General features: G+C 47.3%; 19 protein-coding genes. 12 read left to right on the forward strand and 7 right to left on the reverse strand.

What is annotated here, in order from left to right; translation table 11 throughout:
• Window positions 1–49 precede the first annotated feature (49 nt).
• From UNH61_RS30170 to UNH61_RS30195, 6 genes are all read right to left on the reverse strand, one after another.
• Complete coding sequence (locus UNH61_RS30170; protein WP_326995747.1) at window positions 50–1,465, reverse strand: nicotinate phosphoribosyltransferase; 1,416 nt, start codon at window positions 1,463–1,465, stop codon at window positions 50–52.
• Between the two features lie 17 nt (window positions 1,466–1,482).
• Window positions 1,483–2,388, reverse strand: a complete 906-nt coding sequence (locus UNH61_RS30175) for an NUDIX domain-containing protein (RefSeq protein ID WP_326995748.1) — start codon at window positions 2,386–2,388, stop codon at window positions 1,483–1,485.
• Between the two features lie 152 nt (window positions 2,389–2,540).
• On the reverse strand, window positions 2,541–3,227 hold the full coding sequence (locus UNH61_RS30180) for an NUDIX domain-containing protein (RefSeq protein WP_326995749.1): 687 nt from the start codon (window positions 3,225–3,227) through the stop codon (window positions 2,541–2,543).
• 11 nt (window positions 3,228–3,238) lie between these two features.
• Complete coding sequence (locus tag UNH61_RS30185; RefSeq protein ID WP_326995750.1) at window positions 3,239–3,649, reverse strand: hypothetical protein; 411 nt, start codon at window positions 3,647–3,649, stop codon at window positions 3,239–3,241.
• Between the two features lie 12 nt (window positions 3,650–3,661).
• A complete protein-coding gene (locus UNH61_RS30190) occupies window positions 3,662–4,057 on the reverse strand; it encodes a nuclear transport factor 2 family protein (RefSeq protein WP_326995751.1) in 396 nt (131 codons plus the stop codon).
• An 84-nt stretch (window positions 4,058–4,141) separates the two neighbouring features.
• The gene (locus UNH61_RS30195; protein WP_326995752.1) at window positions 4,142–5,425 is read right to left on the reverse strand and encodes a M28 family peptidase; all 1,284 of its coding nucleotides are present in this window, start codon (window positions 5,423–5,425) and stop codon (window positions 4,142–4,144) included.
• Between the two features lie 204 nt (window positions 5,426–5,629).
• On the opposite strand from UNH61_RS30195, the gene gcvT reads away from it, so the two are divergent.
• From gcvT to UNH61_RS30255, 12 genes are all read left to right on the forward strand, one after another.
• A complete protein-coding gene (gene gcvT, locus UNH61_RS30200) occupies window positions 5,630–6,718 on the forward strand; it encodes a glycine cleavage system aminomethyltransferase GcvT (protein ID WP_326995753.1) in 1,089 nt (362 codons plus the stop codon).
• 120 nt (window positions 6,719–6,838) lie between these two features.
• A complete protein-coding gene (locus UNH61_RS30205) occupies window positions 6,839–7,312 on the forward strand; it encodes an SRPBCC family protein (protein WP_326995754.1) in 474 nt (157 codons plus the stop codon).
• A 15-nt stretch (window positions 7,313–7,327) separates the two neighbouring features.
• On the forward strand, window positions 7,328–8,056 hold the full coding sequence (locus tag UNH61_RS30210) for a 2-phosphosulfolactate phosphatase (protein WP_326995755.1): 729 nt from the start codon (window positions 7,328–7,330) through the stop codon (window positions 8,054–8,056).
• Between the two features lie 10 nt (window positions 8,057–8,066).
• Window positions 8,067–8,861 (forward strand): MBL fold metallo-hydrolase, encoded by a 795-nt coding sequence (locus tag UNH61_RS30215; protein ID WP_326995756.1) that lies wholly within the window; start codon window positions 8,067–8,069, stop codon window positions 8,859–8,861.
• Between the two features lie 215 nt (window positions 8,862–9,076).
• A complete protein-coding gene (locus tag UNH61_RS30220) occupies window positions 9,077–12,814 on the forward strand; it encodes an SNF2-related protein (RefSeq protein ID WP_326995757.1) in 3,738 nt (1,245 codons plus the stop codon).
• Window positions 12,815–13,090: 276 nt separating this feature from the next.
• Window positions 13,091–13,429, forward strand: coding sequence for a hypothetical protein (locus UNH61_RS30225; RefSeq protein WP_326995758.1), 339 nt, complete (start codon window positions 13,091–13,093; stop codon window positions 13,427–13,429).
• 231 nt (window positions 13,430–13,660) lie between these two features.
• Window positions 13,661–15,373 (forward strand): potassium-transporting ATPase subunit KdpA, encoded by a 1,713-nt coding sequence (gene kdpA, locus UNH61_RS30230; protein ID WP_339071595.1) that lies wholly within the window; start codon window positions 13,661–13,663, stop codon window positions 15,371–15,373.
• A gap of 20 nt (window positions 15,374–15,393) precedes the next feature.
• Window positions 15,394–17,439, forward strand: a complete 2,046-nt coding sequence (kdpB, locus tag UNH61_RS30235; protein WP_326995760.1) for a potassium-transporting ATPase subunit KdpB — start codon at window positions 15,394–15,396, stop codon at window positions 17,437–17,439.
• Between the two features lie 33 nt (window positions 17,440–17,472).
• Window positions 17,473–18,036 carry a K(+)-transporting ATPase subunit C gene (locus UNH61_RS30240; protein ID WP_326995761.1) on the forward strand — a complete coding sequence of 188 codons (564 nt, stop codon included), beginning with the start codon at window positions 17,473–17,475 and terminating at the stop codon, window positions 18,034–18,036.
• A gap of 122 nt (window positions 18,037–18,158) precedes the next feature.
• Entirely contained in the window at window positions 18,159–19,247 is a 1,089-nt protein-coding gene (locus tag UNH61_RS30245) for a porin (protein WP_326995762.1), read from the forward strand.
• Window positions 19,248–19,257: 10 nt separating this feature from the next.
• On the forward strand, window positions 19,258–20,382 hold the full coding sequence (locus UNH61_RS30250) for a sensor protein KdpD (RefSeq protein WP_326995763.1): 1,125 nt from the start codon (window positions 19,258–19,260) through the stop codon (window positions 20,380–20,382).
• Window positions 20,379–22,076, forward strand: coding sequence for an ATP-binding protein (locus UNH61_RS30255; RefSeq protein ID WP_326995764.1), 1,698 nt, complete (start codon window positions 20,379–20,381; stop codon window positions 22,074–22,076). Before UNH61_RS30250 ends, UNH61_RS30255 begins: the two co-directional genes overlap by 4 nt.
• On the opposite strand, the gene UNH61_RS30260 is transcribed toward UNH61_RS30255, so the two are convergent.
• Window positions 22,057–25,020 (reverse strand): response regulator, encoded by a 2,964-nt coding sequence (locus UNH61_RS30260; protein WP_326995765.1) that lies wholly within the window; start codon window positions 25,018–25,020, stop codon window positions 22,057–22,059. The two genes, UNH61_RS30255 and UNH61_RS30260, sit on opposite strands and share 20 nt — an antisense overlap.
• Between the last annotated feature and the right edge of the window lie 246 nt (window positions 25,021–25,266).

Consider the following 25,266-nt stretch of genomic DNA (forward strand, 5'->3'; position numbering starts at 1 on the left):
GCATTATGGATACACCCTGGGGGAACATTTTATGGAAGAAATAATCCGTTTATATAGCGGCAGTTTTTCTGACTTCTTCGAAATGATAGCTGTGCACTACTTCTCCGTTTTCAAATACGGTACGAAGCAGATCGTCTGCATCCGTAGCTTCGCTTTCTGCAACGGTGGCAAAGCCGTTGTCTTTCCTGATCAGCCGGAGTTTACCAGCTTTGGATTTTTTGAAAGATGTCCGGAGCTGGCCATTGGCGTCCATTTCCACGGGCATTTTCTGTACGTTGATCTTAGCGCCGTTTACCTCGGCATAAGCACATTTCAGTGCAAATTCCTGCGTATCGCGGTTCACGCGCTGGAGGAGGGCGCCGCCCATACCCAGCACCAGGTTTTCGGCACTGATACCGGCTTGTTTCAGGGCTTCGAAGATACCGGGAATAGAAGAATAGCTGATGCCATCGCCCTGGATAACACGCACCTGGGGAGGTAATACTTTATAGCCTTTTTCGTTGACGGTGTATCCGAATTTATCCATGAGGATACCAAATATCTTCAGCAGTGTTTGCACCGGATCGCCACTGTCGGGGCGGATTACCAGGGTGCCATCTCTCTTTAATATCTGTTCTCTCAATTCACCACCCCAGTATTCTTCACAGGCGCGGAAGATGTTGTAAGAATCAGATACACAGGCGATGGTACCGGTAGGATAAGTATTGAGGATGTGTTTGAAAATTTCCAGCTCTCCTTCTTCTCCCAGCAGTGTACATACGGAGTGCTCAGTAGCGGGAATAGACAGGCCGGGAGCGGTAGCAGCGTGGTAATATTTTTTTGCAAAGATGGAACCCGGGATGGTGTCACTGCCTGCAAAGCTCACCAAATGGGCACTTCCGCCTATACCGGCACTTTCCACAGAGCTGGCGCCGCGGAACCCGAAGTCGTTCAGCACAAAATCGATTCCTGCAAAAGCGGCGGCACTGGCGGTATCTTCATAATATTTCTTTACTACTTTCTTAATCTCCCTCGACACAGATGCTACGGTACAGGGGTACCATACCTGCATCAGCAGGGTTTCCAGGAAGTTGGTCAGCCAGAAGCATTCAGGATCTGTATTCTCAATAGTCATCAGCACATTTCGTACAGGCACTACCGTGCCTTCTGCTACCGCTTTGATACGTACGGGTAACCTGCCTCCATGTTTCCGGATAATATATTCGAAACGGCTGCGGTCGAAAACATCTTTGCGGCCAAAGACTTCCGCCAGTAAGCTTTCCGCTTCATCCAGCTTTTCTTTGGTGAACACCTCTCCTGCCAGGTATTCTTTCAGGAAATATTGTAATCCATAGAAAACAGTTTCATCGAATTTGCCGCCCCGGCTTTCGAGGTAGGAGTAAATGAATTGGGTGCCGGGAACATACAGTTTATGGTGGGAATATTTATAAGCATCGGCCAGGAGGATGAGATTTTCCTTTGTCATATCTCGAAGTTTTAGTCTTAGTTAGAATATTTTTCAGTCAGTTTCGCCAGTAGCGGAATATGTGTATCGTTGATTTCTCCTTTGGCGGTGAGTGCAGGAATATCAGCCAGCAATACCCAGCGGACTTCAGCCAGGTCGTCGCCTGCGCTGGGTTCTCCATACACCAGGTCGGTACAGAACAGCGTTGTGATGATTTTGTTTACTTCATCGCGATACCGCCAGTCGTTTACCCGGAGAGAAGCCACGTATTCCATATGACTTGTTTCCACATCGCCACATTCTTCTTTTAACTCCCTGGCCGCGGCCATTTCGAAATTGTCATCGGTTGGGTCGGAAAATCCGCCAGGCAACCGCCAGGTAGTTTCGGCTGGCTTACGACCGAGGAGTATTTCTTTCCTGTTGTTACGGAACAATGCAATGTCTACTGTAGCGTATACAGATGGAAAGAGATTATAAGTATTGTAGATAATACCAGCCCTGAATTCTTCTGTATCAAATACTTTATCGGATACTGCTTCCCGCAGTGCGGTGGCATTATAGTCTTTCACGGGAGGCAATGCTTCGGTGGTATATTTTCCGGAATAAGTATCCATGAAGCTGTTGCGGCTGCCGTAAAGCAGGAACGTTTCATGAGGGAAATTTGTATGCAGGAGCTCATCCAGTTTCTGAGACCATACCCGGTCGCTTTTCTGATCGCTCAGTGGCAGTACTACTATTTCCGGGAACTGTTGCTTGATCATCCTTTCCCGGGTATAATAATCCAGCGGATTCTTTCTGCTGCCTCTTACAGGGCTCACTCCGAGAATGATGAGCACACGGTTGTGTTTCTGTTTCACCTGCCTGATCAGTTCCAGATGCCCTTCGTGAAGGGAAGGTGTCTGAAAGCGGGCTATAATTACGCCTGTGGGCTTTGTGTTTTGCATGTCCGTGCTGTTTTGTGTATTTATGACACAAATATAGAGCGGGATTTCGAAACTGCAAAATATTTTATGTAAAAAATACACAAAATAATTCCGGCAGACAGGTAGATTGTGGGAAGATTGGCTACGGTATTGATTGGGGCTCGGATTTACGGCTATATTTCGAATACCATTCCTTCTTTTTTCAGTTTGAAGTAGCGTTCTTCATCGAAGCTGAAGAGTTTGGCGGGCCGTCCTTGCGACACCTGTTTTTGTTTTTCGTTATGCGCCACGAGTATGCCGAGGTGATTGATTTTTTTCTGGAAGTTGCGGCGGTCGATCGGCCGGTCGAGCAGGGTTTCATACAGTTTTTCCAGATCGGCAATCGGGAATTTTTTATCCAGCAGTTCGAAGCCGATAGGTTCGTAGCGGATTTTGTTACGCAGGCGTTGCACGGCGATATCGATGATATCGGCATGGTCAAAGGCCAGGGAAGGGAGTTCCTTGATGTTGAACCATTTGGCATCTTCTGCGTCGGAGCTGGCGGCCAGTTTGAAGTTAGTTGGATTTACAAGACCGAAATAGGCTACAGATACTACCCTGCCGCGTGGATCGCGGGGAGGCTGACCGAAAGTGTATAATTGTTCGAGATAATTGATATTAACGCCTGCTTCGGTAAGCAGTTCCCGGGTAACAGCTGATTCCAGGTCTTCATCATCGAGCACAAATCCTCCGGGCAGCGCCCAGCTGTGCAGGTAAGGTTCTATGGTACGTTTGATGAGCAGTACCACTATACCCTCTTTAGGAATATATCCAAAAACCACCGCATCTACGGTAAGTCTGATGTGTTGTACGATTGGCAATGCTTATCTGATTATTTAGCTTGAATGTACTGTTCCAACTGGGCAGTGTCTTTGTGTAAATTTACGAACAAAGGATTTTTCAGCGGATCAAAAACAATAACGGTGCTTTGTTCCCAGATATCCTGCGGAGTAGGCAGTTCTATGAGTACTTCCAGTCCGTTGGTACGCCGGAAAAGCAGGCTGTCTTTCCCGGCGATGTGTCCTTTGTACTGGTGCCGGTCGAGGAAGTCGGTCAGTTCCCTGCGACGCTGTAATACTGTGTCGGTCAATGCGCCGGGAGCGGGTTTGAATTCCCGGTAAACATAACATTTTTCGCTGATCACTTCGTAGGCCGATTTGTCGGTATTCCGCTCATCGTTACGGGAATGGTTACACGCAAAGAGGAGTACAGGAATGCTAAGGAGCAAAAGTATTTTTTTCATGAGCATATTGCTTTAATGTTCATAGCAATCATAATTGCGTTGGCGGTAGATCTTTCCGTCACGGAACTCGATAATGGTGCAGATGAAGGCTTTCATGATTTGCCCGCGGCGGAACTGGCCTGCATCTACGCCTATTTCCCCGGTCCATTTGGCTTCCACTACCAGGGTATTACCTGATTCTACCACCTTCAGCACACTGAAGTGCTGGGATTTCAAAATTATCCTATTGGTAGTCATGCTTTCCAGCATCACTTCAAAGTTCCTTTGTTTAATATCATTCGAGAGTTGATTTGGATATTCCGTCTGAATAATATTAGGATGGAAGATGCTGGCAAATTCTTCACGATCTGCCGAAAATCTCTCCAGCAACTGAAAATACCGGTATATGAGGGCCAGTTTCTCTTCCATTAAAAGGGATAAAATTGAATAACGTATTATGCGAAAGTATACATTTCGCATTTATATGTAATCTTCAAATTTTGAATTTCCTCTTTACTGGATGCTGGTAAAGGCGAGTTTATCCTTGTTATTGGTTTTATCGATGATGTTGTAAACCAGTTTGAGTACGCCGAGGGTTCCTTCATTGTTGACACTGTTATCGGTGATGTTGGTGTCGCTGCAGAAGTAGAGCACCGGAATATTTTTTTGGTAGAAAGACACATGATCGGCGGTATTGATGCCGCTGGAGTCGTATACCACGGGCAGGTCTTTAACGGAGGCTTGCTGGAGAACGGTGGCCCATCCGGGGGAAGTGCCGGTGCCACCCACCTGGAGGGCTTTGCCCGGACTGAGGTGACCGATGCCATCCATATTGATCATATAGTTTACCTCGGAAAGATCTACGGGGCTGTGGGAAGCGAAATATTTAGAACCATACAGGCCCTGTTCCTTACCGGAGAAGGCGATAATGATGTAGTTGTTGTTGTGAAACCGGGAACCGGAGAGCATTCTGGCCAGTTCCAGTAGTGCGGCGGCAGCGCTGGCGTTATCATCGCCGGAGTTTTTATTGCCCCAGCCCGGATGGTCGTAATGAGCGCCGATAATGATTGTTCTGTGAGCCTTGTTATTAATAAGACCTACTACATTGGTGCCATTACGTTTAACGGCGTTAAAGGCAACCTGCAGATGGAATTTAAATTGACTGGCATCGTCTGCTGCCAGCTTTTTGCTGATATCCTGACTGACCCAAACGGCTGGTATCCCCGTGGTTTTCGGGCGTTGATCGAGCCATTGGGAAACGGTGGCGATGGATTCTTTTCCGTTATAAAACACGACGCCTGTGGCACCGGATTTTTCGGCTACCTGTGCCTGGTGCAGGTACTGCTCTACGGGGCTTTTATGGCCATCAGGTTCCATTTCCGCCACATTGATCAGCCAGATGTTATCCGGTTCCGTGACACCAGCCATGGCTTCACCGCTGGCGGTTTTTTCGGCACTGAATGGAAGTGGAATGAACTGTTTACCAGGGGTGAGCCCGGTATCGTCGATTGTCATCTGACAGTTGGAAGAGGGTTCCCGGGTTTCCTTAATGGTAAAAGTTTGCAGAAAACCGTCATCGCCTCCTGGCGTTAAGCCGGATTGTTTCAACTGGGAAGAAATATAGGCAGCAGCCAGTTGTTCGCCGGGAGCTCCCGTGCTGCGGCCGGCCACTTTATCGCTGCTCAGGTAGTTGATGTGCGATTGCAGGTTGTTTAAGGTTCTTCGATCTTCCTTTTTCTGCGCATAAGCATGCATGGTAACAATTACCAATGGTAACAGCCAGGTTGTCTTTTTCACAGCAATCATTTTTGGGTGTTGCTGCAAAATTACGAATTACCCCCGGCGAATGGTTCAATGTGGGAAAAGATCTTTTTTGACTATATTGTTGTATTTTAAGTATTTATAATGTAATGCTTTCGTCTGAAAATAGTCATTCGCCCGAAGGTGCTTGCCGTTGGTAATTCTCAATTTGCTATTTTTGCCCCGTTTTAAAAAGAAAGTATGAAAAACACGCCTTTTACTGAGAAACACATTGCGCTGGGTGCCAAGATGGCTCCTTTTGCGGGTTACAACATGCCTATTTCCTACACAGGTATCAACGATGAGCACCAGGCGGTGCGTACAAATGCCGGTGTGTTTGATGTAAGCCACATGGGTGAATTTATGCTAAAAGGCGAAAACGCCCTGGACCTGATTCAGCGTGTTACCAGCAACGATGCCTCCAAACTTACTGCCGGTAAAGCCCAGTACAGCTGCCTCCCTAATAACGAAGGCGGTATTGTAGACGACCTCCTGGTATACTGCATTGAAGAAAACAAGGTATACATGCTGGTGGTAAATGCCAGCAATATTGAAAAAGACTGGAACTGGATCAGCGCACACAACACCCAGGGAGTGGAAATGCACAATATTTCCGACAAAACCTGTTTGCTGGCTATCCAGGGACCCAATGCCACCAGTATGCTGCAGCCGCTCACGGAGGTAGATCTGGTGAATATGAAATACTACACTTTCGCCAAAGGCACCTTTGCAGGTGTACCTAATGTACTGATCAGTGCAACTGGTTATACCGGTGCCGGTGGCATAGAAATATATTTTGAAGATAAAGATGGTGCAGCGGATAAGATCTGGGATGCGCTCTTCGCGACAGGTGGTCCTAAAGGCCTGAAGCCGATCGGTTTAGGCGCAAGAGACACGCTTCGCCTGGAAATGGGCTTCTGTTTGTACGGGAATGATATCGATGATACTACTTCCCCGATGGAAGCTGGTTTGGGCTGGATCACCAAATTCACCAAGCCATTTACTTCCAGCGAAATATTTGCAAAACAGAAAGCAGAAGGGGTGACAAAGAAACTGGTTGGTTTTGAGATGGTGGACAAGGGTATTCCGCGCCACGATTACGAAATCAAAGATGCAGCCGGTAATGTGATCGGCAAGGTAACCTCCGGTACACAGTCGCCTTCCCTCCAGAAAGCGGTGGGCCTGGGCTATGTACAAACAGCTTTTGCTGCACAGGATACCGAAATCTTTATTGTGGTAAGGGATAAGTCGTTAAAAGCAAAAGTGGTAAAAGTACCTTTCCTGGGCTAGGAATAGCCGGGTAAAGTTGTTAATTTCGTTGATAGTGCCGGCTGGGAAGCATCCCGGGGGATCCCTGGAAAGCTTTGCGGCAGGCACTTTTCCGTGATTTTAATATTTATTGCCATATCTATGCCTACTATCCACTTAACTACCGTTATCTATGCCCCTCTGGAGCGGGTCTTTGACCTGAGCAGGAGCATTACACTGCACAAAAAAAGCATGCATCGCCGGCAGGAAGAAGCGATAAAAGGCCGTACCAACGGCCTGATATCATACAATGAAACTGTCACCTGGCGGGCAAAGCACCTGGGAAAAGTCAGGGAGCTGACATCAAAAATCACCGCTATGCAGCGACCGGAATCCTTTACGGATGAGATGATACAGGGCGATTTTACCCACCTGCATCATCAGCATTTTTTCAAATCCATAGATAACGGAACGGTGATGATAGACATGATGGATTTTGGTACGCCTTATGGCTGGTTCGGAAAGGTATTCGAGCGCTTCTATCTCCGAAAATATATGATCCGGCTCCTGCAGGAAAGGAACGATATCATTAAGGATTATGCAGAGAGTGAGAAATGGAGGGTGATCCTTGATTAAAGAAAAAGTAATGGCATGACAGACAACAACAAACCCAGCCTGGAAGTATGTTTATCTCCGGCGTTGTTACATTTATTTGATGTAAAAAGCAGTATTGTAGTTATCATCGACGTACTCCGTGCTACGTCTACAATTTGCACCGCCTTGTACAACGGTGCTTCCCGGGTGATACCGGTTGCCAGTGTGGAAGAATGTGTGAACATCGGCAAAGCTGTAGGCGGGATCACTGCCGGAGAAAGGGATGGCAAAATAGCGGATGGACTGGTACATGGCAACTCCCCTTTTGAATATCCCAGGGAGTTTATCGAAAACAAGACACTGGTGCTGACTACGACCAACGGCACCAAACTATTGCACATGGCAAAGGATGCCATACAAATCGTTACGGGTTCTTTTCCCAATATCAGTGCTGTTTGCGATTACCTGATTGCACAGCAGCAGCCCGTGATTCTGGGCTGTGCTGCCTGGAAAGACCGCACAAATATGGAAGATACATTGTTTGCCGGTGCTGTGGTAAGCCGTATCAAGGAGCATTTCAACGTGAACTGCGACTCGGCGATAGCTGCGGCAACATTATATGATGCGGCTAAACACGATATTTATACATTCATGAAACAGGCCTCTCACTACCAGCGTTTATCGAAGTATGGCCTTGAGAAAGATATCCATTATTGCCTGACACCGGATGGCGCTAACGTGCTGCCCATATTCAGGAATGGAGAACTGGTAGCCGAAGGCGTATAAAGCTGTTATTATGACGCACTTCCTCTGCACTACCTGCGGGGTGCAATATGATGCCACCACTGAGGTGCCGGCAGGTTGTCCGATTTGTGAAGACGACCGCCAGTACGTAAACCCTAATGGACAAAGCTGGACAACCCTGGAACAGCTGAAAAAAACGCACCGGAATATCATAGAACTGGTGGCACCAGGGCTTTACGCCATTTACACCACACCGGAATTTGCAATCGGGCAGCGGGCTCATTTACTGGTTACCCCATCGGGGAATATCCTCTGGGATTGTGTGGCTAACCTCGACGCCTCTACGATAAACCTGATCAACCATCTCGGCGGAATAAAGGCTATCGCTATTTCGCATCCACATTATTTTTCCACCATCGTAGCATGGAGCCACGCTTTCGGCAAGGTGCCGGTGTATGTACACCAGCTGGACGCATCGTGGCTGCAACACCATGATGAAGTGATTCATTTGTGGAATGGCCAGGAGTTGCCTCTTTGGGATAGCATAAAACTCGTACTCTGTGGCGGGCATTTCCCTGGTGGAAATGTGCTGTATACCCCGGAAGGTAAAGGGATGCTGCTGGTGGGAGATGTGATCCAGGTATCATCCGACCGGAAAACAGTATCGATCATGTACAGTTATCCAAACAACATCCCATTGCCGGCCAGCGAGATTGACCAGGTACACGCTGCATTAAAACCATTGCAGTATGATGCGATGTATGGCGCTTTTGGAAAATATATCCGCACCGGTGCGCGTGAGGCGGTAGATTTTTCTCTGGAAAGATATAAAGCGCACATTCGGTAAATGATTGATAAACAATCGTCTATGGGTGGTGGAAAATAAGTTGAAGCATCACCGCAGTTGGCCTGGCTGCAGGAACCGCGGTTAATGACTTGTTAACCGGTTTGCCGCGGGTTATTAGAAATTTTCTGCTTACTTTTGTGGATTGCCTTTTTATCAGCTTGATGTTTTTTTAACCCTTTTTTGCTGATAAGGAAAAGCAGGCAATAACGTTTAGTATGTCGCTGCCCCATTTGCTAAAATATGTTTACAACAACGGCACTGATGAAGTGATCCGCAGGGGGAAGCGTATATTTTCCACCGGGGGTGTTGAACTGATTGAGGCAGACCCGGTATTGAAAACAGCGACCTTCCGCGTAAAGAGCGACACACATGCCAATTATTACCGTGTTTCCATCAATAAGTATGGAGAAACCAGCGGTATGTCGATCCGCTGCCAGTGCCCATATAACCTCGGGGATATATGCCGGCACGAAGCTGCTGCCTTGTTCCAGCTCCAGGAAATGCTGGATAAAAACCAGTTTGAAAGTTTCGACTCTCAGTTCGACCAGCAGCATACGCTGGTGAAAATGAAGTCTATCGATATTAAAACCATCAAGCTGCTCACCTCCGCTTCTATCCTGGCCCAGGCTGAGGAAATAGCTAAAAAGTCGCCGGCAAAAATCAACGCTGCCAAAGATGAAAAAGTGGAAGCAGTGCTTACGTTGGATGGTAAAGAGTTTCCGCTGATCATACAACGGAATGAGGAACGTTTTTTTGATACACATTGCACCTGCGATGAAACGGAGCATGCCCTTTGTGTGCATAAAGCCGCGTTGTTCCTGCAGCTGCTGCAAAAGAACGGACCATTTTATTTCGATACCCTTCGCAACTGGGACAAGGAAAAAAATAAGTTGTTATCGTTATATGGTTATTCCCTGACGGACGACCTCGATGGAAAGTTTGCCTTTTCCTATATGGATGGCAAGCCATTCCTGCGGGTGCTGGACCCCTCCATCAAAAGAGTGGATGGTGCTGCTTCCAGCCGTCAGCAGGTAACCGCTACTCCTCCGCCGGAGGAAACCCTTACCATCAGCCAGCGGCTGGCAGCGGTGTTCAATGCCAACGAAACCCTTTATCCTTATTTTAAAATAGACCTGGTAAGCGGCGAAGTGAATGAGGAGCAAACCGCTTTTGTATCACTGGCCAGCAAACTGGATCTTTCTAAATACATCGACTTTTACCAGTACAAAGAGAAAGACCGGGAACTGATTGCACCTGTACGCAAACTGCAGGGGAATGAAGTGAGCAAGTTCCTGAGTAAGAACTCGCCTTTTGCCGGTATCTGGGAGAATATTACGCATGAAAATGCGGAAGAACTGCCTACCGAAACGAAAGAGCTGATGCTGGAATACCTGCATCCAAAGCTGGCAAAACTATTCCCGCAACTGGCCGAACACGGGCTGGTATTTGAACTGCCCGACCGGCAGGCCTTCAAGACTAAGAACTTACAGCTGCTGCGGATTGGTGCAGAACGACTGAAACTGATCATCAAAACACATACTGGTGATACACATGTGGAGATCAGCTGTTTTGTTTCCATCGAAGGAGAGGAAGTGAATGTAGCGAACAACCAGTGGGGCAGCCCCCTGCTGTTCCTTTACAAACAGGTGATCTATCTGTTTGAAAGTCCGCAGGATGCCCTGCATGTGGAGCTCTTCCGGCAAAATGGTCAACTCCGCATTCCAAATAACGAATGGCCGGTATACCTGAAAGATTACCTGCTGCCGCTAAGCCGTCAGTATGATATTCAGTTCGATAAAGGCCTGCTTGCAGAAGTAAAGGATACGTTACCCGAGCCGAGGGTGTTCCTCAAAGAGCTGGGCGAAACATTTATCATTCAGCCGGGATTTGCCTACAGAGGCCAGGAAGTGGAATGGAACGATGAGAGCAGGATTACGGTGCAGGAAGGCAACAAGGTAATGATCATCCATCGGAACAAAGAGGAAGAAGAGGCGTTTGTAAATAAGTTACGTACCCTGCATACGAATTTCGCGCAGCATGATAACCACAACTATTTTTATCTGCGTGCGAAGGATGCACTGAAGAATAACTGGTTTTTCCTGTTCTTTGATGCCCTGAAGGAAATGAATGTGAGGGTATTCGGTTTCGATTCCCTGCGGAATTTCAAATTCAGTTCGCATAAACCAGTCACTAATCTGCAAATCAGTTCCGGCATCGACTGGTTTGATGCGCAGATTGAAGTATTGTACGGCGATCAGAAAGTAAGTATCAAGGATATCAAGAGTGCGCTGGCCAACAAGCAAAACTACGTACAGCTGGCCGATGGCTCGCTGGGCCTGTTGCCGGAAGAATGGCTGCGCAAGTATTCGCTCCTGTTCAAGGTAGGAGAAGAAAAAGACAAAGGGCTGAAGCTCAGCAAATACAACTTCAGCGTTATCGATGAATTATATGAGTTCATTGACGACGAAGCCGTTGTGCTGGAGCTGGAGCAAAAACGCCGCAAGTTGCTGCAGTTCGATGAAATCCGCAATATTGCCCTCCCGAATAACCTGCAAGCCACTCTGCGCCCTTACCAGGAAAGCGGTTTCCAGTGGCTCAACTACCTCGATGATATTAAGTGGGGCGGTATCCTGGCAGATGATATGGGTTTGGGTAAAACCATTCAGGCCCTGACCTTCCTGCAGTATTATAAAAATAAAAATGCAGATAGGACCCTGGCATTGATCGTTTGTCCGACTACACTGATCTATAACTGGGAGAACGAAATAAAGAAATTCACACCCGATATCCGGCATCATATCCATCATGGCCCTGCCAGGCTCAAGGCCTCAGAAGAGCTGATGAAATACGATGCTATTATCACTACGTATGGTACCCTGCGCAGCGATATACAGCTGTTGATGAAACTGGATTTCGACTACGTGATCCTGGATGAATCCCAGGCGATCAAGAATCCGCAGTCGAAGGTGACCAAGGCTGCGCAGCTGCTGCAAACAAAGAACAGGCTGGCGCTGAGTGGTACGCCGATGCAGAATAACACGTTCGACATCTACGCACAGATGAACTTCCTGAACCCGGGAATGCTGGGCAGTGTCGACTTTTTCCGCAACGAGTTTGCCACGCCTATCGATAAATTCCAGGACGAGGAAAGGAAGGAGCATTTACGTAAGCTGATCTATCCGTTTATCCTGCGCCGTACCAAGGAACAGGTGGCGAAAGATCTGCCGGAAAAAATAGAAACCGTCATTTTCTGTGAAATGGATGCAGAGCAGCGGCATATCTATGATGCTTACCGTAATACCTATCGTTCAAAAATATTGGGCGTGATCGAAGATCAGGGTATGGAACGGTCGCAGCTAACCATCCTGCAGGGATTGATGAAACTCCGCCAGATCTGCGACTCCCCTGCTATCCTGAATGATACGGAGCAGTACCCGAACCACTCCGTGAAACTGCATGAGCTGACCCGTGAGATCACTGAGAATATCGGCAACCACAAGGTGCTGATTTTCTCTCAGTTCCTGGGTATGCTGGGCCTTATCCGCGACCGGATGCAGCATCTGAAGATTCCTTACGAATACTTCGATGGAAGCACTTCTACCGTTGAGCGTGAGAAGGCGATACAGAACTTCCAGAATAATGATGAATGCCGCGTATTCCTTATCTCCCTGAAAGCGGGCGGTGTGGGTCTGAACCTGACGGCGGCCGATTATGTATATATCGTTGATCCCTGGTGGAACCCGGCGGTAGAACAACAGGCCATCGACCGGACCCATCGTATTGGTCAGACGAAGAATATTTTCGCCTACCGGATGATTTGTAAGGATACGGTGGAGGAGAAAATATTGCAATTACAGGAAAGGAAGAAATCGCTCGTGAAGGAGATTATTTCCGACGATAGCGGATTTGTGAAGAAGCTGACGAAAGAAGATGTGTTGTATTTGTTTAGTTAGCCTTTAGCTTTTATTGAGCGAAGCCCTGCCGGAGTTTATCGAATAAATTCAGGCAGGGTTTCTTGTTTTTAGACATCGCCTTAATCCGGATGCTTTTCACCTTTTGAAACCACCCTACCATTTTTGCATGGTCAGAGCAGACTGTCCCGTTTTAACATCTCCCGAAAAAATAATTTAAGTTATTTATTTACAATTGGTTATGTGTTGTTTTCCCCTGGATCTCTTATACTGGCACTCCGCTGGCTCTGCTGTCTTTGTATCAAACAACAAATCCGTATGTTACCAGACTCGAAAATCTCCCAGTTAATCAGTTTGCAGATTCCGGGATTCACATTTACCGGAGAACAGCTTCCTAAAAATCCGATCAGTAAAGTGATACACACTTTTGCGGATTATACCGGCCGGATGATCCGGAACGAACAATTACAGGAAGTGAAACGTTGTTTTACTGTGGCCGGAGTACTGTATCATAATGGAAGCAGTGTATTGCGTAATGCCATTGAAAGTGCTTTCCTGTATACGTTGTCTCCCCTGCTTTGTGGCAAGCATAAGGAATTACTACCGTTATCCCTGAGAAATATCAGAATACAACATTTACAAACTATAGCGCTTTAAATTTTCTTTTATGATGACAATTTTGATGGTACTTGCCGGCCTTGCCTGCTTTGCTTTATTCTTCAAATCCGTAGACTATTTCGAAAAGATCTGACACTAAATTTAACTCATATGATGAACGCATTATTTATTCTATCTCTTTTCGTTTTCGGCTACATGATATATGTACTGTTAAAACCTGAGAAGTTCTGAACAGGCCTATACGCTAAGCTTATTTAACTGACTATAAAAATGACAACAGAAATTCTCGGCGTCATTGCCACCTACGGTATCACGCTGTTACTTGCCTGGCCCCTTGCGAGGTACATTGTAAAAGTATTCAGGGGCGACCGGACCTGGTCCGATTTTATGTCGCCCGTAGAGCGTCTCTTCTTTAAAATTTCAGGCATTGATCCTAAAGAGGAAATGGACTGGAAACAGCACATGAAAGCGCTGCTCACTATTAACCTGGTTTGGTTCGTTTATGCATTCTTTGTCCTGATGTTCCAGGATAAGTTGCCATTGAACCCTGATGGAAATCCAGGGCAATCAGCAGATCTGGCGTTTAACACCGCCATCAGTTTCGTTGTAAACTGTAACCTGCAGCATTATGCCGGAGAAACAGGCGTAACGTATTTTACACAGTTATTTGTACTGGCTTTCCTGCAATTTGTAAGCGCTGCCACAGGTATTGCCGCGTTGATCGTTGTGTTCAAAGCGATGAAGGAAAAAACCACTACGAAGCTGGGTAACTTCTGGGATATTTTCCTGAAAACCATTACCCGTATTTTATTACCACTGAGCGTGGTGATAGGGTTGATTTTTATATTCAATGGTATGCCCGCCAGCTACGCCGGTAAGGATACTGTTATTACCATGCAGGGTGATACCGTGAATGTTTCCCGTGGCCCTGCAGCCGGCTTTGTGGCTATCAAGCACCTGGGAACCAATGGAGGAGGCTTCTTTGGGGCCAACTCTGCACATCCGTTGGAAAACCCCAACTATGTTACCTGGATGACAGAAATGGTAGCACAGGTAGTTATTCCGATTGCGATGGTATTTGCGCTGGGTATGTTTATACAGAAGCGGAAATTTGCCAACGTCATATTCGGGATCATGACCATAGGTATGTTATGTTTATTGATCCCTTCTATACAACAGGAAGTAGCGGGGAACCCGCGCATTGCCCAAATGGGTATACAACAGGCTACCGGGGCCATGGAAGGTAAGGAAGTGCGTTTCGGCGCAGCCGCTACAGGTTACTGGAGTACAGTGACTACTATTATATCCACCGGGTCGATATGTGGCTGGCACGATAGTACCATGCCGCTCACCGGTATGATGCAGCTACTGGGTATGATGCTGAACTGCTTCTACGGTGGTTGCGGGGTAGGTATCCTTAACTATTACATCTTCATTATCATCGCTGTATTTATATCGGGGCTCATGGTCGGCCGCACGCCTGAATTCATGGGGCATAAGCTGGAAGCCCGGGAAGTGAAGATAGCGGCGCTGATTACGCTGTTGTCGCCTTTCCTGATCCTGGCCGGTACAGCCTTGTCGTCCTGGGTAGTGGCCCATCACCCGGATATGGACTGGGCTATGAAGCCTTCTGCATGGCTGAACAACCCGAGTTATCATGGGTTCTCTGAGATGCTGTATGAGTATACCTCTTCCAATGCGAACAACGGATCTGGTTTCGAAGGACTGGGAGATGGTAATATTTTCTGGAATGTGACCACCGGTTTCGTACTGATACTGGGCAGGTTCCTGCCGATCATCGGGTCAGTGGCTATTGCCGGACTGATGGCATCCAAGAAATATATACCTGAATCTGCCGGTACGCTGAGAACAGATTCACTGACATTCGGTGCTATGACCTTTGCAGTGATCATTATACTTACTGCGTTGTCTTATTTCCCTGCATTGGCGCTGGGCCCCATCGCAGAGTATTTTTCCCTGTAAATTTTTAATGACTGACTACCATGAAGCATGATAATAAATTGTTTCCGAGAGACCTGGTGATGGAAAGCCTGAAACAGTCGTTCGTGAAACTGAATCCGAAACTGATGATCAAAAACCCGGTGATGTTCACCGTGGAAATAGGCACCGCCGTAATGTTGCTGGTAGCGTTATATGCGCTGTTCACCGGCAACAGGGATCAGGGCAGTGCAACATATAATATAGCCGTATTCGTTATACTTTTCCTCACTGTGCTGTTTGCCAACTTCGCAGAAGCGATCGCGGAGGCACGTGGTAAAGCGCAGGCGGAGAGTCTTCGTAAAACGAGAGAAGAAACTCCTGCCAAGAAAATAGAACTGATCGGAGAGATCTTCACCAACGAAATCAAGATCGTATCCTCTTCTTCCCTTCGTAAGGGCGATATCTTCGTCTGCGACCCGGGCGATATTATCCCGGCCGATGGAGAAATTGTAGAAGGCCTGGCGAGCATCGACGAATCAGCCATCACCGGTGAAAGTGCGCCGGTAATCAGAGAGGCTGGCGGCGATAAATCCAGCGTGGTGGGCGGAACCAAGGTTTTATCCGATCATATCAAAGTAAAAGTGACCACTGAACCGGGAGAATCTTTCCTGGATAAAATGATCGCCCTCGTAGAAGGCGCCAGCCGGCAGAAAACACCGAATGAAATTGCGCTGACGATCCTGTTAGCCAGCTTTACGATCGTGTTCATTATTGTGTGTGTGACGCTGAAACCTTTTGCGGACTATGCACAGACACCAATTACGATTGCGGCCTTCATTTCCCTGTTTGTATGCCTCATCCCTACTACCATTGGCGGGCTGTTATCAGCCATCGGGATCGCGGGTATGGACCGTGCACTGCGTGCCAACGTGATCACCAAATCAGGTAAGGCCGTGGAAACAGCAGGCGACATCGACGTACTGTTACTGGATAAAACCGGTACCATTACCATCGGTAACCGTAAGGCCACTAACTTTTATGCCACCAACGGCATTTCCCAGGAAGAGTTCATCCGCCTTTGCGCACTCAGCTCTTTATCCGACGAAACACCGGAAGGTAAATCCATTGTGGAGCTGGCCGGAAAAGAGGTGGTGAACAAACTGTCTGTAAGTGGTGCGAGCCTGGTGAAATTTACCGCCGAAACACGCAGCAGTGGAATCGACCTGCCGGATGGTAACCGCATTCGCAAAGGGGCTTATGATGCCATCAGAAGACTGACAGAGAAAGAAGGATTCAACTTCCCGGATGAAACAAAAGCCAGAGTAGAATCTATTTCCAAAGATGGTGGAACTCCCCTTGTAGTGGCGCTTAACAGTAAAGTACAGGGCGTAATAGAATTACAGGATATCATCAAACCCGGTATCAGCGAGCGTTTCGACCGTCTGCGCAGAATGGGAGTTAAAACAGTGATGGTAACAGGTGATAACCCGCTTACTGCCAAATACATTGCCACCAAAGCAGGTGTGGATGATTTTATCGCCGAAGCAAAACCGGAAGATAAAATGAGCTATATCCGTAAAGAGCAGAACGAGGGCCGCCTTGTAGCGATGATGGGCGATGGTACCAACGATGCACCGGCGCTGGCACAGGCCGATGTTGGAGTAGCGATGAACAGTGGTACCCAGGCTGCAAAAGAAGCCGGTAACATGGTGGACCTGGATAACGATCCTACTAAGCTGATTGAAATCGTGGAAATCGGAAAACAATTGCTGATGACCCGTGGTACCCTCACTACGTTTTCCATTGCCAACGACGTAGCCAAATACTTTGCTATCGTACCTGCCTTGTTCGTGGCCTCTATCCCGGCGTTGCAGGGAATCAATATCATGAAACTGCATAGCCCGGAATCGGCTATCCTGAGCGCGGTGATCTTCAACGCCATCATCATTCCGATGTTGATACCGCTGGCATTGCGCGGGGTGGCTTACAAACCGATCGGCGCCAGCGCACTGCTTCGCCGGAACCTGCTGATATATGGCGTAGGTGGTATTATAGCGCCTTTCATCGGTATCAAGATCATTGATATGCTGATAGCATTGTTCATGTAATTCTTCTAAACAGATTTTTAAAATTATAGAGAGATGAAAAAATATCTTTGGCCTTCCGTAAAACTCACCCTGCTGCTGATTGTACTGCTGGGCGGTTTATATCCCCTGTTCCTGGCGGGTATCGCCAAAATGGCTCCGGGTAAGGGCGACGGCATCAAAGTGATGCATAACGGAAGAGTAGTAGGATATGAAAATATTGCCCAGAAATTTACTGACGATAAATACTTCCAGCCCCGCCCTTCCACTGTAGATTATAATGCAGCCGGTTCCGGCGGATCCAACAAATCGGCCGGTAACCCCGAGTACCTGAAATCTGTGGAACAGCGCATCGATACCTTCCTCGTGCATAACCCGGATGTAAAAAAAGCCGATATACCAGCGGAGCTGGTTACGGCTTCCGCCAGCGGTCTTGACCCGGATCTGACCCCTGCTGCAGCATATGTGCAGGTGCCAAGAGTGGCCAAAGCCAGAGGAATAGCTGCTGATAAACTGAAACAGCTGATTGATGCCAATACCCAAAAACCAGTGCTCGGTATTTTGGGCGTAGCAAAGGTTAATGTGTTAAAATTGAACATAGCGCTGGACGATCAGAAGTAAGAAGGCGCTGTCCGTTTATTCCTTTAACCTGTGAACATCCTATGAGAACGCTCTCCACTGGTGGTCTGTACACCGGATCACCAGTGATTATCACATTGAGCCTATATTAAAGTCAACTTAACATGAAGAAAATTTTATTACTGGCAGGAGCCCTGGCAGCTGCTATTACCATGTTTGCCCAGGAAGCTCCTCAACAGGACAAAGACAAAGAGAAAGGAAAGATCACTTTTTCAGGTTATGCGGAAGCTTATTACAGCTATGATTTCAACAATCCCGCAAATCACACCAAACCGGGGTTCCTGTACAATTTCAACAGGCACAACGAATTAAACCTGAACCTGGGAATGGTGAAGGCCAATTACACATCGGACCGGGTTAGAGCCAATGTTGGCCTGATGACCGGTACCTACGCCCAGTATAACCTGGCGGCAGAACCGGGGATCTTTCAGTATGTATACGAAGCCAACGTTGGCATACGGGTTGGAAAGAACGTTTGGATAGATGCAGGTGTCATGCCTTCCCACATCGGTTTTGAGAGCGCTATCGGGAAGGATTGCTATACCCTGACCCGCAGCATACTGGGAGAAAATTCGCCTTACTATGAAACCGGCGCCAAAGTAACGTGGACGCCTAACGACAAATGGTCGTTTGCCATTATGTACCTCAACGGATGGCAGCGGATCAAAAAAGTGGATGGTAACCAGACACCTTCCTTCGGCAGTCAGATCACCTTTAAGCCGTCTGATAAAATACTGCTGAACTGGAGCACCTATGTCGGAAATGACCTGCCGGATAGTGTGCGTGAGATGCGCTACTTTAACAATGTTTATGGTACCTTTAACATAACAGATAAATTCAGTTTAATAGCAGGATTTGACTATGGGCTGCAACAGAAAGCAAAAGGTTCTTCTGATTTGAACAGCTGGTATAGCCCGGTTGTTATAGCGAGATATGCCTTTACCGGCAAATTCGCGATGGCGGGCCGTGTGGAGCACTACAACGACCGGCATGGTGTAGTCATCAGCACGGGTACACCGGATGGATTCCAGACAACAGGATATTCCCTGAACCTTGATTTTACACCCGTAGATCATGTTATGTTCAGGCTGGAAGGCAGAACATTCAGCGGAAAGGATAAAACATTTATGAAGGGTACAGAAATGAAAAATACCAATACAGCTATTACTGCGTCACTGGCAGTATGGTTCTAAGTTTAGTCTGATGACAGATAAAGAACAATCCGTACAGCATTTCCTTAACCTGGCCAACCGCGCCGGCAGGGGTAAATTCAAGATATACATCGGCATGAGTGCCGGTGTGGGTAAAACCTACAGGATGCTCCAGGAGGCGCATGCCATGTTAAGGAATGGAGTCAATATTCAGATAGGATATATTGAAACACATGGGCGTGCCGAAACGCACGCCCTGCTGGAAGGACTGCCGCAGATCCCACGGCGGCAGGTATTCTACAAGGGTAAGATGCTGGAGGAAATGGATCTTTCCACTATCCTGCTACTGTCGCCGGAATGGGTGGTAGTAGATGAGCTGGCGCACAGCAATATCCCCGGATCTAAGAATGAAAAACGCTGGCAGGATGTAGTAGACATACTGAATGCCGGCATCAATGTGTTGTCGGCCGTAAATATTCAGCACATTGAAAGTATCAACCAGGAGGTGAAATCCATTACTGGTGTGGAAGTGCAGGAACGTATCCCCGACCTGGTATTGCAGATGGCGGATGAAGTAGTGAACATCGACCTTACGGCCGACGAGTTGATCACAAGGTTGAAAGAAGGGAAAATCTATGACCGTTCCAAAGTGGAGAGTGCGCTGAACAATTTTTTCCAGGCCGAAAAGATTCTGCAGCTGAGAGAGCTGGCGTTGAAAGAAGTAACTACGCAGGTAGAAAGAAAGGTGGAAACCGAGATACCGCGTAACCTGCAAATGAGGCATGAGAGTTTTCTTGCCTGCATATCATCGAACGATGAAGTGGCGCGGAAGGTGATCCGAAAAACAGCCAGGCTGGCGGCTTATTATCATGCGGAATGGTATGTGCTATACGTACAAACCCCCAGGGAAAGCGCAGATAAGATACAGCTGGCTTCCCAGCGTCATCTGATCAACAACCTGAAACTTGCAACAGAACTGGGAGCGGAAGTGGTGCAGGAACATAGTGCGAAAGTATCGGAAACGATCATCCGGGTGGCACTCGATAAAAGGGTAACCACTATATGCATGGGCAAACCACATATCAATCTTTTCCGCATCATTCTGCGAACGAACCTGTTTAATCAGCTGCTGAAAACGCTTTCTACCAACGACATTGACATTATCATATTATCATGAGCAAATTCAGACTGAAAACGAAAATTACGCTGGGCGTGTTGTTTCTCTACATCATGCTATTGGTGGTAAGTATACTGGGATATTATTACCTGAACCGTCTGAATGAGAAAGCCAAGTTTATATTAAAAGACAACTACGAATCGCTCGAGTATTCGAAAAACATGCTGGTAGCCCTGGAAGATCTGCCGCAGCATCGTGCCCAGGCCATGCAGTTGTTTTCTACTAATCTGAAGAAACAAGAGGCGAATGTAACAGAGCGTGGAGAGAAAAGGGCAACGGAAGAAGTAGCCCGCATTTTTGAATTGATGCGAAAGGATTCCACAGCCGATATCAGCGCTATTAAGAAGAGCATTTATACTATCATGGACCTCAATATGGCGGCCATTGTAGGGAAGAATGAAAAGGTAAAGAAGACAGCCGATAATGCACTGCTCTATATCGCGATCATCAGCGGGGTTTGTTTCCTGTTGGGATTTACATTCGTTTATAATTTCCCCGGATATATTGCGAGCCCCATTGATGCGCTCACTGAAGCCATAAAAGACATTGCCAACAAGCAATACAGTAAACGGTTGTTTTTTAAGTCGGGCGACGAGTTCGGAGATCTGGCCACTGCCTTTAATACGATGGCCCAGCGCCTCGATGAATACGAGCATAGTAACCTGGCCAGAATTGTATTTGAGAAGCAGCGTGCAGAAGCGGTGATCAGCAGTCTGAAAGATGCTACCATCGGTTTCGATACCAACAACGTCATTCTGTTTGTTAACCAGCCTGCGCTGCAGTTACTCAGTATGCAGGAAAAAGATCTGATAGGCCAGCCTGCTGCAGAAATAGCCAAGCGGAATGATCTGTTACGTTACCTGGTGAGCAATCAGGAGAATGCGCCGCTGAAGATAGTGGTGGACGGGAAAGAGTGTTTTTTTACAAGGGAAACAACAGATATCCAGTACGAACATAAGCGTATAGGCTATGTCGTTATTCTCCGGAATATCACTTCATTTAAAGAGCAGGATATCGCCAAGACACATTTTATCGCCACTATTTCGCACGAGTTGAAGACTCCCCTGGCGGCATCTGATTTCAGCATCAAGTTGTTGGAAGATGATAGAACCGGTACGCTGAATAAGGAGCAAACGGAGCTGGTAGATAGTCTGAAGCAGGATAACCGGCGAATGATAAAGATCGTAAGTGAACTGCTGGACCTGTCGCAGGTAGAAAGCGGCAATATACAGCTGCAGCCGCAGCCTGTAACACCGCTGAATATCATTCAGTATGCGATGGATACGGTGCAAAAACAGGCTGCACAGAAAGAAATCACTATCCGCACTAATGTGCCCGACACGCTTCCCCGGGTGCTGGCTGATGTGGAGAAAACAGCCTGGGTACTTGTAAACCTGCTGACCAATGCGATCCGGTATTCAGGTAAGGGCGCGGTGATAGATCTGAGTGTTTCAGATATGGGTACAGAAATGATGTCTTTTGTGGTACAGGATTATGGCAAAGGGGTACCAGAGGCTTTCCGTAATAAAATCTTTGAACGATTTTTCCAGGTGCCGGGGGCAAAGGGTAATCAGGGCAGCGGGCTTGGGCTGGCCATTTCCAAGGAATTTATTGAAGCGCAGGGAGGTATCATTGGCGTAGAAAGTGAAGAAGGTAAAGGCAGTCGTTTCTTCTTCACCCTGCCGGAGGCGTAACACCATTATCGGCAATATGTTCCCGGATCAGATGTACATGCCGGTAGTAAATGCCGGATATTTCCTGTAGTCTCGATGGAATACTGCCGAGGTTTTCTTCCAGTCTTGCGTCCCGCTCTACAGTATAAGCAATTTCAGATGCCTGGGGCATACCGGCAATGTTCAGGTTGAATTTCATCTGGTGGGCCAGCATATAAAGCGGCTGCCATTTTTGTTCCGTTACCAGCTGGTTCATTTCAGCAAATTTCAGCGGAATACTTTCCATCAGCTCTTCGAGCAGGATTTTTACATGTTCCCGATCGCCCGACATCATTTTATATACAGTGGCGAAATTGAGGGCCGTTGCAGGTATTGCGGCTGGTTCTTTCTCTGTAGCATCAGGGATTTGTTCTCCCATCTCCTTCAGTATTTTATAAAAAAGATCACCGCGTTCGAAAGGTTTGGAGATATAGTTATTCATGCCGGCTTCCAGGCAGCGTTCTTTTTCGCCCTTGAGGGCAGAAGCGGTCATAGCGATGATGGGGGTACGGATACCTTTTTCGCGAATAGCCCGGGTGGTTTGGTAGCCATCCATTCCGGGCATTTGTATATCCATGATGATACAATCGTAAAATTTGTAGTCGACCATTTCCAGCGCTGACTTACCGCTGTTTACCACGTCGGTTCTTGCGCCGGCGTTGCGGAGGGTGTGGAATACCACCTGCTGGTTAATATCGTTGTCTTCCACTACCAGTATTGTTTTCCCTGTCAGAGGGGTATTGGCATACAGCAGATGATCTTTATCTTCTTTCTCGTTCATTATATCGGTATTAAGGGCAAACGGCAACTCAAAATAGAAAGTAGCACCTTCTCCAAGATTGCTCCTGACGGTTATAAAGCCCTTTTGCAATTGAATCAGTTCTCTGGCAATCGCCAGCCCAAGGCCGGTTCCGCCGAATTTCCGGGTATTGTCGGCATGTGTCTGGGAGAAGCTCTTGAAAATATGCTCATGTTGTTCAGGAGCAATACCGATGCCAGTATCTTTTATTTCGAAACCAATTCTCAGGGGAGCGCCGTTATGGGTTTCTTTTGCCAGGAATACTTTTACAGTAATAGCTCCTTCCGTAGTGAATTTGATGGCATTTTCGACGAGATTGGTAATGATCTGATTCAGGCGAACTTCGTCGCCGGAAAGCCAGGCTGGTATGGCCGGATCAGCAAGATCGATAAAAGCCAGTCCCTTTTGCTGCGCCTGTATACGGAGGGGAAACAGTGCGTTGTCGATGACTCCGAAGAGATTGAATGGTTCATGGAGCAGCTGCAGTTTGCCGGCTTTTATCTTGGAGAAATCCAATATTTCATTGATGATGACCAGCAGCCGGTTGGCGGAAGTTTTAATAGCGGTCGTATATTCCAGCTGGATGGGCGTAAGCTGGCTTTGCTGGGTTAGCAGGTTAGTCATGCCAATGATACCATTCATGGGCGTACGGATTTCGTGACTCATATTGGCCAGGAACATTTCCTGGGCGTTTACGGCTTCCTGCGCCATATCGTTGGCCTTTTCCATGGCGGTGATATAATCGGCTTTTTCTGTGAAGTCCTGCCCGATGCTGCAAATGCCGATCATATCTCCATAAGGATTGCGCAGCGGGAATTTGGTGATCAGGAAATGATATCGCTTGTTGTTGACGGTGAAGTTTTCTTCCCACTTAATCCGGTTTCCGTTGGTCATTATTTCCGCATCGTAGCTGCCGTACCGGCTTACCCAGTCGTAGGACAATTCTGCATCCGTTCTGCCGATGATATCTTTTTTAGCCACCTGATGCATCTCCACGAAGCGATTGTTGACCAGCAGATACTTACCGGTCATATCTTTTATGAACATCATGGATGGCATGTTTTCGAGGATAGCGTCGAGGCGTTTTTGGAGGTAGGCGCTCTGGTCTTCACTTCTCTTTTCCTTATCGATATCCCTTACCACGCATTGGAATTCCTTTACTCTCCCATCCTCGCCGTAAACGAGGGATGCCAGCTGTTCCACCCATTTCCTGGTGCCGGATTTGGTGATGATCTCAAATTCCTGGAAGGTATAGTCGTCGCCCGTCTTTACCTGGTCCATATAAAAAATGGCGAGCCGTTTCCAGGTTTCGTGGTCGAGGAAAATGGAATAGTGTTTACCTACCAGTTCGGTATGTGTATAGCCGGTCATATCGGCGGCCCGTTTGCTCATGTAGGTAAAGGTGCCATCAACACTGGATTTATAGCGAATCAGCTCTGTTTCCTCGGCGAGGCGCATAAAGGATTGTTCGCGCTGGCTCAGCTGATTGGTCCGTTTTTTTAATTTTTTAAAGAGACGGTAAATGTAGCGGGATTCTCCCAACAGCAACACCAGGGTGAATAAGCTTATAACGATAGTAGTCCAGAAGGAATAGAAAGTGTATTGGGTATCATTTTCCACTCTCCTGACCATGTTGTTGCGTTTTAGAGTCAGGAAGGTACTAACGAGTTCCAGTTGCCGTAATCTCATGTTGTTATTTTCCGGGGCTGAAGCGAGCAGGCGCGCCGCGGGGGCGTCGGTAGCGGCTTTATCCAGTATTAGCTGGTTATAGGCCATCTTCCGGTGAAGCAGGGCTTCGATGGAGCTCATGATGCGGATAGCAGCCGTGTCGCCGGCAATATTCCGGTGTACGAAAGTCAGCACCCGGGCGATGCTATCGGGATACATATGGTCGGCAGCCGGCAGCTCCGAATGTCCCTGTAGCAGCATATTGCGGATGATGTTGGAATAACTGTTCTCAAGTATGGCAACATTCCTGACCTGATCTATGAGGAGGGTGGTTTGTATAATTTGATCTGCAGCACTCCGGCTTCTTTTCTGTACCATCCACGCATAGTAAACAAACCCGATCAGCGCCATCAATACAACTAACACCAGTACCAGCACCGTATTTGTAATTTTCTTCATGGGTAGATTTTCAAGGGCTATTTAAAAGCTTTGGCAGGGGTTATAGCCTCATTAAAGGATTCTTTTATTTAATTTAGGATATTTTGCGATATTGCCGCCTTGTCTTTTTTAAATAAAGGTAGAACTGGAAAAGAATATGGGCATATATGATTTTTTCTGCTACTTTCGGCATGCGAATGTGTAATGGAGCCATGTTTTTGCAATATTTTAACCAATTGTGTTACAATCAATCCATTATATTTGCCT

Origin of the sequence: Chitinophaga sp. 180180018-3 (assembly GCF_037893185.1) — a bacterium.
In the GTDB taxonomy this organism is placed as follows: domain Bacteria; phylum Bacteroidota; class Bacteroidia; order Chitinophagales; family Chitinophagaceae; genus Chitinophaga.

Bases quoted from the DNA above. Each gene is read 5' to 3' on its own strand.
- UNH61_RS30170 (WP_326995747.1), bottom strand. From the start codon at position 1,465: ATGACAAAGGAAAATCTCATCCTCCTGGCCGATGCTTATAAATATTCC.
- UNH61_RS30175 (WP_326995748.1), bottom strand. From the start codon at position 2,388: ATGCAAAACACAAAGCCCACAGGCGTAATTATAGCCCGCTTTCAGACA.
- UNH61_RS30185 (WP_326995750.1), bottom strand. From the start codon at position 3,649: ATGAAAAAAATACTTTTGCTCCTTAGCATTCCTGTACTCCTCTTTGCG.
- UNH61_RS30190 (WP_326995751.1), bottom strand. From the start codon at position 4,057: ATGGAAGAGAAACTGGCCCTCATATACCGGTATTTTCAGTTGCTGGAG.
- gcvT (WP_326995753.1), top strand. From the start codon at position 5,630: ATGAAAAACACGCCTTTTACTGAGAAACACATTGCGCTGGGTGCCAAG.
- UNH61_RS30205 (WP_326995754.1), top strand. From the start codon at position 6,839: ATGCCTACTATCCACTTAACTACCGTTATCTATGCCCCTCTGGAGCGG.
- UNH61_RS30210 (WP_326995755.1), top strand. From the start codon at position 7,328: ATGACAGACAACAACAAACCCAGCCTGGAAGTATGTTTATCTCCGGCG.
- UNH61_RS30215 (WP_326995756.1), top strand. From the start codon at position 8,067: ATGACGCACTTCCTCTGCACTACCTGCGGGGTGCAATATGATGCCACC.
- UNH61_RS30220 (WP_326995757.1), top strand. From the start codon at position 9,077: ATGTCGCTGCCCCATTTGCTAAAATATGTTTACAACAACGGCACTGAT.
- UNH61_RS30225 (WP_326995758.1), top strand. From the start codon at position 13,091: ATGTTACCAGACTCGAAAATCTCCCAGTTAATCAGTTTGCAGATTCCG.
- kdpA (WP_339071595.1), top strand. From the start codon at position 13,661: ATGACAACAGAAATTCTCGGCGTCATTGCCACCTACGGTATCACGCTG.
- kdpB (WP_326995760.1), top strand. From the start codon at position 15,394: ATGAAGCATGATAATAAATTGTTTCCGAGAGACCTGGTGATGGAAAGC.
- UNH61_RS30240 (WP_326995761.1), top strand. From the start codon at position 17,473: ATGAAAAAATATCTTTGGCCTTCCGTAAAACTCACCCTGCTGCTGATT.
- UNH61_RS30245 (WP_326995762.1), top strand. From the start codon at position 18,159: ATGAAGAAAATTTTATTACTGGCAGGAGCCCTGGCAGCTGCTATTACC.
- UNH61_RS30250 (WP_326995763.1), top strand. From the start codon at position 19,258: ATGACAGATAAAGAACAATCCGTACAGCATTTCCTTAACCTGGCCAAC.
- UNH61_RS30255 (WP_326995764.1), top strand. From the start codon at position 20,379: ATGAGCAAATTCAGACTGAAAACGAAAATTACGCTGGGCGTGTTGTTT.
- UNH61_RS30260 (WP_326995765.1), bottom strand. From the start codon at position 25,020: ATGAAGAAAATTACAAATACGGTGCTGGTACTGGTGTTAGTTGTATTG.